At 66.4% G+C, this 9,447-nt stretch carries 8 protein-coding genes; 7 read left to right on the forward strand and 1 reads right to left on the reverse strand.

What is annotated here, in order from left to right; genetic code table 11:
• The first annotated feature begins 108 nt into the window (after positions 1 to 108).
• From ACM9LZ_RS21055 to ACM9LZ_RS21080, 6 genes are all read left to right on the forward strand, one after another.
• The gene (locus ACM9LZ_RS21055; RefSeq protein ID WP_416621493.1) at positions 109 to 2,364 is read left to right on the forward strand and encodes a TonB-dependent receptor; all 2,256 of its coding nucleotides are present in this window, start codon (positions 109 to 111) and stop codon (positions 2,362 to 2,364) included.
• 113 nt (positions 2,365 to 2,477) lie between these two features.
• A complete protein-coding gene (locus ACM9LZ_RS21060; protein WP_416621494.1) occupies positions 2,478 to 3,284 on the forward strand; it encodes a DUF1295 domain-containing protein in 807 nt (268 codons plus the stop codon).
• Between the two features lie 109 nt (positions 3,285 to 3,393).
• A complete protein-coding gene (locus ACM9LZ_RS21065; protein WP_416621495.1) occupies positions 3,394 to 5,139 on the forward strand; it encodes a glycoside hydrolase family 43 protein in 1,746 nt (581 codons plus the stop codon).
• A gap of 5 nt (positions 5,140 to 5,144) precedes the next feature.
• Positions 5,145 to 7,028 carry a glycoside hydrolase family 9 protein gene (locus ACM9LZ_RS21070; protein WP_416621496.1) on the forward strand — a complete coding sequence of 628 codons (1,884 nt, stop codon included), beginning with the start codon at positions 5,145 to 5,147 and terminating at the stop codon, positions 7,026 to 7,028.
• Positions 7,029 to 7,071: 43 nt separating this feature from the next.
• The gene (locus ACM9LZ_RS21075) at positions 7,072 to 7,410 is read left to right on the forward strand and encodes a BrnT family toxin (RefSeq protein WP_416621497.1); all 339 of its coding nucleotides are present in this window, start codon (positions 7,072 to 7,074) and stop codon (positions 7,408 to 7,410) included.
• Positions 7,340 to 7,621 carry a BrnA antitoxin family protein gene (locus ACM9LZ_RS21080; protein WP_416621498.1) on the forward strand — a complete coding sequence of 94 codons (282 nt, stop codon included), beginning with the start codon at positions 7,340 to 7,342 and terminating at the stop codon, positions 7,619 to 7,621. The genes ACM9LZ_RS21075 and ACM9LZ_RS21080 overlap by 71 nt, the downstream gene beginning before the upstream one ends.
• Before the next feature lie 438 nt (positions 7,622 to 8,059).
• Here ACM9LZ_RS21080 and ACM9LZ_RS21085 read toward each other — a convergent pair whose 3' ends face one another.
• Positions 8,060 to 9,145 (reverse strand): IS5 family transposase, encoded by a 1,086-nt coding sequence (locus ACM9LZ_RS21085; RefSeq protein WP_416621499.1) that lies wholly within the window; start codon positions 9,143 to 9,145, stop codon positions 8,060 to 8,062.
• A gap of 58 nt (positions 9,146 to 9,203) precedes the next feature.
• Here ACM9LZ_RS21085 and ACM9LZ_RS21090 point away from each other — a divergent pair.
• Positions 9,204 to 9,447 (forward strand): hypothetical protein (locus ACM9LZ_RS21090; RefSeq protein WP_416621500.1); only part of this gene is annotated, 244 nt, incomplete at its 3' end.

Below are 9,447 nucleotides of genomic sequence, written 5' to 3' on the forward strand. Positions count from 1 at the left end.
ATTTTCCGCAGAAAATAGTTGAAGTCCAGCTTGACAGGCGCGAGCGGATGGTGAGATTTGTGACTTGCGTAAACATACCAATAAGAATTCGCAGCTAAGGGGGAAATCATGATCAACGGAATTCAGGCGGCAAACCGCCGCCATTGGCCGGCCGCCGGGCTGCTGGCCGCCCTGCTGGGCGCCACGTCCGGCCCGGCCCTGGCACAATCGGCGCCGGCCGCCACGGCCGCCGCGAACGACCAGCCCTTCCTGGCCGAGATCGTCGTGACGGCGCGCAAGCGGGCGGAAAGCCTGCAGAACGTGCCCGTCGCCGTGACCGCCATCGATGGGGAGACGCTGCGCGCCGCCGCCATCACCGACATTTCCGACCTCGCCTCGCGCACGCCCAGCTTCACCTTCCAGCAGCAGAACGCGCTGGAACAGGAGCTGTTCATCCGCGGCATCGGCACGGTGCGCCTGAACAGCGCCACGGCCGATCCGTCCGTCGGCGTCTTCCTGGACGAGGTCTATATCGGCCGCCGCGGCACGGCAACGCCGCCCATCTTCGACCTGGAGCGGGTGGAGGTGCTGCGCGGGCCGCAGGGCACGCTGTTCGGCAAGAATGTCGTGGGCGGCGCCATCAGCTTCGTGACGGCCCGCCCGAAGGAGGAGCTGGAGGGCTTCGCGTCGGTCAGCATGGGCAATTACGGCGCCATCGCCAGCCAGGCCTATATCACGGGCGCCCTGTCCGACACGGTGAAGGCGCGCCTGTCCTTCTACCAGAACCGCCATGACGGCTATGCCACCAACATCGTGACGGGGCAGGAGCTGGAGGATATCGACAGCTTTGCCGGCCGCCTGTCGGTGCAGTTCGACCCGAACGAGGCGCTGTCCATCCTGGTGGTGGCCGATGCCGGGCGCGACAGCGGCGGCGGGTCGGCCCGCCATGCCGTGGACGACCCGACGCGGGCCGGCTTCGGCTTCATCACGCCCAACCTGATTTCCGACAATCCCCGCACCACCGAAACGCCGCACGACCAGTACATGAAGCGGCGCACCTCGGGCCTGACGGTACGGGCCGATTATGATTTCGACGGGCCGGTCCTGACCTATGTCGCCGCGGTGCGCCGGGGCGAGGCGTCGAACCGCTGGAGCCAGCCGGGTGCCGGCTCCCCGCCCTCGATCACCGACAGCATGCTGACCCAGACGGAAGATTATGTCGGCATCACGCAGGAACTGCGCCTGGCTTCGGCCCAGGATCAGCCGCTGCGCTGGGTGTCCGGCCTTTATTTCCTGAAGGAGACGACGGACCGTTCGTCGCGCAACACGGCCAATTCCTTCCTGCCGGGCGGGGCGGGCAGCACGCGCGACACGCTGGATGGCGACAATATCTTCATCCAGACGGGCAAGGCACCCAATTATGCCGCGTTCGGCGAACTGGAATATGATCTGACCACCGATCTGACCCTGTCGGCCGGCATGCGCTACACGATCGATCACAAGAGCTTCGATTCCGAGGCGCGCATCCTGAGCCTGGGTCCCGACGGCATGGACAATGCCCTGTCGCCGGCCCCGCTGCTGGGCCCCTATCACATCAAGGTCGACCAGACCTGGCGCCGGCTGACGCCGCGCGTGCTGCTGGAATGGTCGTCGGGCAACGGCACCATGGTCTATGGCTCCGTCACGCGCGGCTTCAAGGGCGGTGGCTGGCAGAGCGCGGCGGCCGACGCGGCCACCGCCTCCCTGGCCTATAACCCGGAAACCGCCTGGAATTACGAGGCCGGCATCAAGACCGACCTGCTCGACAACCGCATGCGCTTCAACCTGGCTGCCTTCTACACCGACTTCAAGGACCTGCAGGTGGAGCAGCTGGACGACGTGGCCCTGACCCTGGTGGTGGCCAATGCCGCGTCGGCCAAGATCAAGGGGCTGGAGGCGGAAGTGCAGGTGCAGCCGACGCGGGAACTGACCCTGTCGGCCTCCGGCTCGCTGCTGCATGCGCGCTATGGCAAGTATCTGGACGCCGCGCGCAACCTGGAATTCACCGGCAACAAGATGCTGCGCACGCCCGATTACCAGTTCAGCGTCAGCGCCAATTACGCCATCGATGTCGGCAGCGACATGCGGCTTTCCACCAATGTCGCCTATGTCTACCAGGACAACATCTTCTGGGGGCCGGAGAACACCAATGTCGAACCGGGTTACGGGCTGCTGGATGCCCGTGTCAGCCTGGGCACGACGGACGGTGCCTGGCAGTTCACCGTCTATGGCAAGAACCTGACGGACAAACTGTACCGGACCAGCATCATCCCCTTCGCCGGGGACGAGGTGTCGCTGTACGGCGCGCCGCGCACCTACGGCGCCCGCCTGTCCACCCGGTTCTGATCCGGTCGGCACGCAAAGCCCGACGGACACGAGCGGCAAACGAGGAAGCCCCTGCCCCTGCCCGCCGTCAGCGCGGGACAGGGGCAGGGGCATCGACCAGGGAGCGCCAAGCCATGGAAACAGCCAGCCTGCTGCTGACCAACGCGGCAGTGATCATCATCGCCTTCCTGATCCTGTGGGCCATCTGCCTGGCCATCGGCGACATGACGCCCGTGGACGCCGTCTGGGGTCTGGGCATGGTGCTGGTGGCCGCCAGCACCTATGTCCAGATGGCGGGCGGCGTGGGGGACGGCGCCCCGCGGCAATATCTGCTGCTGGGTCTGGTCGCCCTGTGGGGCGGCCGGCTGGGCGGCTACATGCTGTGGCGCTGGCGCCATCACGGGCCGGACCGGCGCTATGTGGCCATGCTGGGCAAGGCGCAGGCCGCCCGCGGCTGGAGCCTGCCCGTCGCCTCGCTGATCCTGGTGTTCGCCACCCAGGCGCCGCTGCTGCTGATCGTCTGTCTGCCCGTGCAACTGGGCCAGATCGACACCAGCACGCCGCTGGGCCTGCTGGGCTGGGCCGGGGCGGGGCTCTGCCTGTTCGGTATCGCGTTTGAAACGCTGGCCGACTGGCAACTCGTGCGGTTCAAGGCCGATCCCGCCAACAAGGGACAGGTGATGTCCCGCGGCCTGTGGCGCTATACCCGCCATCCCAACTATTTCGGCGATGCCTGCGCCTGGTGGGGCCTGTACCTGATCGCGGCCGAGACCGGGCCGGGCCTGTGGGCACTGCCGGGGCCGCTGCTGCTCACCTGGACGCTGATGAAATGGTCGGGCGCCCCCACCGTGGAACGGCGCATGGCCCGTACCAAACCCGGTTACGAGGATTATATCCGCCGCACCTCCGGCTTCATCCCCTGGCCGCCGAAGCGGGCCTGACGGCCACCGCCTTCCGCCCTTGCACCAGCCCCTCATCCTCCCTGGACAGCGCCGCCCTTCTTCCGCATGATAGCGCTAACAAGATCAAGGCGCGTCAGGGAGGAAGTAAATGGGATGGGCAAGCTGGGCGCCGCGTGCGGCGCTGGGACTGGTATTGACGCTGGCATCCGGGCTGGCGCCGGCATCGGCGGGCGGAGCGGAGGCCGGGGCGGGCGCGGTGGCGCGGTTCGGCTGGCTGGACTATCAGGGGTCGGACCCGTCGGACGCCGTGGCCCGGCCGGGTCCGGGGGATTACCGCAATCCCATCCTGGCCGGCTATTACCCCGACCCGTCGATCACGCGGGTGGGCGATGATTATTACCTGGTCCATTCCACCTTCACCTGGTTTCCGGGCCTTCCGGTCTTTCACAGCCGCGATCTGGTGAACTGGACGCAGATCGGCAACGCCATCGACCGGCCCGGCATGCTGGATTTCGGGAGCCTGGGCCTGTCGCGCGGCGTGTTCGCCCCGGCGATCGAGCATCGCGACGGGGTTTTCTACATCGTCAACACCTGCGTGGATTGCGGCGGCAATTTCGTGATCACGGCCCGCGACCCGGCCGGACCGTGGAGCGATCCGGTCTGGCTGCCCGATCTGGAGGAAGGGATCGATCCGTCCCTCTTCTTCGATGATGACGGCCGGGCCTATCTGCTGAATAACGGCCCGCCGCCGGGCGCGCCGCTTTATGACGGGCACCGCGCCATCTGGATCCAGGAATTCGACGCCGGGGCGCTGAAGACCGTGGGGCCGCGGCAGTTGCTGGTCGATGGCGGGATCGATCCGTCGACCCGGCCCATCTGGATCGAGGGGCCGCACATCATCCGCAAGGACGGCCATTATTATCTGATCGCGGCAGAGGGCGGGACGGCCATCAACCATTCCCAGGTCGTGCTGCGCGCCGACGCCCCCATGGGCCCCTATGTGCCCGGACCCGTCAATCCCATCCTGACGCAGCGCGACCTGGACCCCGACCGGCCGCATCCCGTCACGTCGGCGGGGCATGCCGATTTCGTGGAACTGCCGAACGGGGAATGGTGGGCCACCTTCCTGGCCGTGCGCCCCTATGAGGGGGATTACTATAATACCGGCCGCGACACCTATCTGCTGCCCGTGCGCTGGGTGGATGGCTGGCCACGCATCACGCAGCCGGGAGAAGCCATCGCCCTGACCCATGCGCGGCCCGGCCTGCCGGCACAGCCGCCGGCGCCCGTGCCCACATCCGGCCCCTTCGCCGTGCGCGACGAATTCGACGGGCCGGCCCTGCCGCCCTATTGGATGATGGCGCGCAATCCCCGGGGCGACTGGTACAGCCTGACCGAGGATGCCGGCTTCCTGACGCTGCGCCTGACGCCGGTGGGCCTGTCCGACCATGGAAACCCGGCCTTCTGGGCACGCCGGCAGCAGCATATGAACGCCTTGGTCACCACGGAGATGCATTTCGCCCCCGTCCGGCCCGGCGACCGGGCCGGGCTGGCCGCCGTGCAGAGCGACGAATACTGGTATCGCTTCACCGTGGAACGCCGGGGCAAGGACCGGGTGGCACAGGTCGCCATGCGCGACGGGCCGCAGGCGCCGGCCGACGGACGGCTTCTGGCCTCTCTGCCCGTGCCCGATGACGGGCCGCTTTATCTGCGTATCGTGGCGCGGGGCGGGGCCTATGATTTCCTTGTCGCCACCGACGCGGCGGCGGCGGGGGAAGAATGGCGCACCGTGCTGGCCGGGGCGGACGGCAAGATCCTGTCCACCAAGGCCGCCAACAGCTTCATCGGCGCCATGATCGGCCCCTTCGCCCAATCGGCCACCGCGGGGAAGTAACGGGCATGTCCGGACGATCCACGCGCGCGGCCGCCCTGGCCGCCGGCCTCTGGCTGCCCCTCCTCCTTCTCCTCTCCCCGGCCCCGGTCACCGCCGCCCCGGCGGCCGGCACCGGCACCGGGGCGGCGGCGGGGGACATCGCACCCGTGCGGCTGAACCAGGCGGGGCTGCTGGCGCGGGCGGGAAAGCATGCCATCCTGCCCCATCCCGCCCGCACCCCCCTGCCCTGGACCCTGCATGATGCGGCGGGCCATGTCGTGGCGGCGGGCCACAGCAGCGTGACGGGCGACGATGCCGCCTCGGGCCAGCACCTGCATCAGGTGGATTTCAGCGCTGTTGTGGCGCGCGGCGACGGTTTCGTCCTGACCGTCGGGCCGTTGCGAAGCCGGCCCTTTTCCATCGGCGACGGCCCCTATGGCGCGTTGAAGCGCGATGCCCTGGCCTATTTCCACCATAACCGCGCCGGCATGCCGATCGAGGCGCGGTTCGTGGGGGCGCAATGGGCCCGGCCGGCGGGGCATGTCGGCGAGGTGGTGCCCTGTTTCGGCGGCCGCGACCGCAATGGCAATGACTGGCCGGCCTGCGCCCACCGGCTGGACGTGACGGGCGGCTGGTACGATGCCGGCGACCACGGCAAATATGTCGTGAATGGCGGCATCGCGCTGTGGACGCTTCTGCACCTGCATGAACGCGCCCTGGCGCGCGGCAAGCCCCCGCCCTTCCCCGACGGGTCCGCCGCCATGCCGGAGGCCGGCAACGGCGTGCCCGACCTGCTGGACGAGGCGCGCTGGCAGATGGAATTCATGCTGTCCATGCAGGTGCCGGCCGGCACGCGCATGGCCCTGCCGCTGGGACCCCAGAAGCCGGGGGAGCGGCTGCGCTTCACCCTGGTGGATGCCTCTGGCATGGCGCACCACAAGGTGGCGGACAGGCGCTGGACGGCGCTGCCCATGCCGCCGCACCTGGATCCCGAGCCCCGCTTCCTCTATCCGCCCGGCACGGCCGCCACCTTGAACCTGGCCGCGACGGCGGCCCAGGCGGCCCGGCTGTGGCGCACCATCGACCCCGCCTTTGCCGAACGCTGCCTGCGCGCCGCCGTGCGGGCCTGGGAGGCGGCGCGCCGCGTGCCCGACGCCCACGCGCTGGGCGATTTCGAGGGCAGCGGCGGCTATGGCGATGATGACCTGTCGGACGAGTTCTTCTGGGCTGCCGCCGAACTGCTGGCGACCACGCGGCTGCCCGTCTTCGCCGGCCCGGTCACGGGGTCGCCCCATTTCGCGGCGGATGCCGTGGCCGAGCCCGCCTGGCCGCAGGTCGCCCCGCTGGGCCTGCTCAGCCTGTCCCTGCAGGAAGGCGCGCTGCCGCCGGCCCAGGCCGGGCAGGTGGCCCGGGCCATCCGCAACGGCGCCGACCGGTTCCTGCACGATGGTGCGGGGGCGGGTTACCGCCAGCCGCTGGCCGCCACGGCCTATGGCTGGGGATCGAACGCCGGCCTGCTGAACCGCGCCATCGTGCTGGCCCATGCCCATGACGCGACGGGCGAGGCGCGGTATCGCGACAAGGTGGTCGATGTCATGGATTATCTGCTGGGCCGCAACCCGCTGGACCAGTCCTATATCAGCGGTTACGGCGCCCGGCCGATGCGCCACCCGCACCACCGTTTCTGGGCCCCGTCCCTGGACCCCGCCCTGCCACCCCCGCCCCCCGGCGTGCTGTCGGGCGGCCCCAACGCCCGGCCGGGGAAGGAGGCGCTGGAAAAACTGGGCGGCCCCTGCGCGCCCCAGGCCTGCTGGCTGGACGATATCCACCTCTATACGCTGAACGAGGTCACCATCAACTGGAACGCCCCCCTGCTCTGGGTGGCCGCCTGGCTGGACGAGACGGGGTGAGGCGGGCGTATATCAATTGATTTCTGTATTCACAAAAAACACCTTGACCGGTACCATTATTGTGGATACAGAAATATCTGTGAGTATCATCTTCGATCCGACCAAGCGTGATCGCACCCTGGCCGAACGGGGCCTGGATTTTGCCGATGCCGCCCAGTTTTTCGCCGGGCTCACCTTCACCATGAAGGACGACCGGTTCGATTATGGTGAGGATCAGTTTATCAGGGCCGGCATGCTGGCGGATCGAATGGTGGTGATCGTGTCGACCGCGGCCGATGGCGGACGGCGCATCATCAGCATGAGGAAGGCAAATGAACGCGAACAACAGCGGTTCCGGGCGGCCCTGGCCAGACCCCGACGACGCCCCCGAACTGACCGATGAATTCTTCGAACAGGCGGAGCTTGCCACAGCCGGCACCGTCATCCGCCCCGCGGCGGCCACAATGAAGCGTGCGGGCCGGCCGAAATCGGCAGCGCCCAAGGTGGCGCTCAACCTGCGCCTGGACCCCGACGTGGTCGAACATTTTCGTGCCACCGGCCCCGGTTGGCAAAGCCGTATCAATGAAACATTACGCAAGGTGGCGGGGCTGTAATATCCAAGTGCGGTGAGTTCCACTCCTCGCAATTGTTAGGGTGGACGGCCCCCGGCATCGCTGTGCCATAGTTGGGTTTGTTGATTTCCACGCGGAACTGACCCGGGATTTCCGTCGAGAATTGACCCACCATTGAGTTATACCAATCTCCTGGGCCTGTTGAGAAAGCCCTGACATTTTGATTCGATGGCGATGTCACGGGAGGCATCGTCATGTTGGGTCAGAAGGATCGTCGTCAGCCTGAGTTGTTTGTGTCGGGCTTGCTGCGGGACCTGGTGCCTGCGGACCATGTGCTTGTTCGGGTTGATAAGGTGGACACCTCCGATAACCCTTTGTGATGTGGTCAATCGGAGCGAAATTCGGGCTGCCCAGCGCCGGTCTGGCGGCTTTTTGGGGTATCACTGCCTGGTGCAGCCGCCCTTGCGGGCGGTTCTGGCGTCATGCGGACGCAGTTCTTCCGTCGAGCCAGACCCATCGTTTCATGTTGTAGGCCATGGCGGCCAGCGTGATGGCCGCCATGGCGCGTTTGATGCCGATGGTGCGGATGAAGAGCCGCATCGGTCCCTTCAGCATGGCGAACGGATGCTCGACCTTGGCGCGGATGGCGGATTTGCGGGCATTGGCACGAGCGGTGCGGTCGGACATCGGCTTGCCCTTGGGTTTCTTGACGTGGATATGGCTGACCTTGCCGGCCTCGCGCAGGAAGTCCTCATTAGCCTGCGAGCGATAGGCCGTGTCGGCCCACACGCCCGATGCCGTATTGTCCGGGTCGATCAACCCCTCGCGCAGGCGCGCCCCGTCATGGGCGGCGGCATCGCTGACCAGCCGACGCCGGATCACCCCATGCCGGCGGTCGATGGCGATATGCGCCTTGTAGCCAAAGTCCGGGATGGCGATGTCGGGCGGCTGCGGCGTGCCCTCGACCGCCGGCTTGGCCTTGCTGAATTTCACCGTCCAGCGCGCGTCCACATCCTTCTGCGCCGCTTTGGCTGGCTGGTCAGGCCAAATCTCCTGGGCTGACCGGCCCTGCTTGATCGCCGCCTTCTCATCCTCCCGGTTGCGTTGGCGCGGAGCCGCCACCAGGGTCGCATCCACAATCTGGCCCGACATCGGCAGATAGCCCGCGGCACTGATCGCCTGCTCCAGACGCATGAACAGCGCGTCCAGTGCGCGGGCACCGATCAACGCCTCGCGGAAGTCCCACAGCGTGTTGGCATCGGGCACCCCATCCCCCGGACCCAGCCCGCAGAACCGCATCCAGCTCAGCCGGTCGCGCACCAGATCCGACGTCTGTTGCAGCGACAGCCCGTGCAGCGCCTGCAACACCAGCATCTTGAATTTCAGCACCGCGTCAAACGGCGGGCGACCGCCCTTGCGCGGGTCACCGCGCCGCAGGGCCTTGGCCAGAACCGGTCGGAATTGCTCAAAATCGACCGTCGCCGACAGACGCTCCAGCGGATCACCCTCCGCCGACAACTCACGAAGACGGTCCTCAAAATCCCAGAAGCCACCCTGTCCTGTCATGACCAACCCCGATACAGGCTGCATGACATATCATAGCAAAAATTGACGGTTTCCGGAGGTGTCCAATTATTCTGGATTTAATTTTGTCACCGAAGAATCTTACAATCCCACTGTTGTAGATGTGATTGAATATAATGTAAATATCAATGAACTAAATAATTTGGTAAGAAATAAATATTCATTTCATAAATCTGTAGATATAGCTCTTGTTTCCATCAGAATGTCACTATTCATTATAAGATATGAGATCGTATATTCTATTGATGATATCGAAATTAAATTTGGCGATGGAGCTTCTATAA

The sequence above is a fragment of the Niveispirillum fermenti genome (genome assembly GCF_048066175.1).
GTDB lineage: Bacteria > Pseudomonadota > Alphaproteobacteria > Azospirillales > Azospirillaceae > Niveispirillum > Niveispirillum fermenti.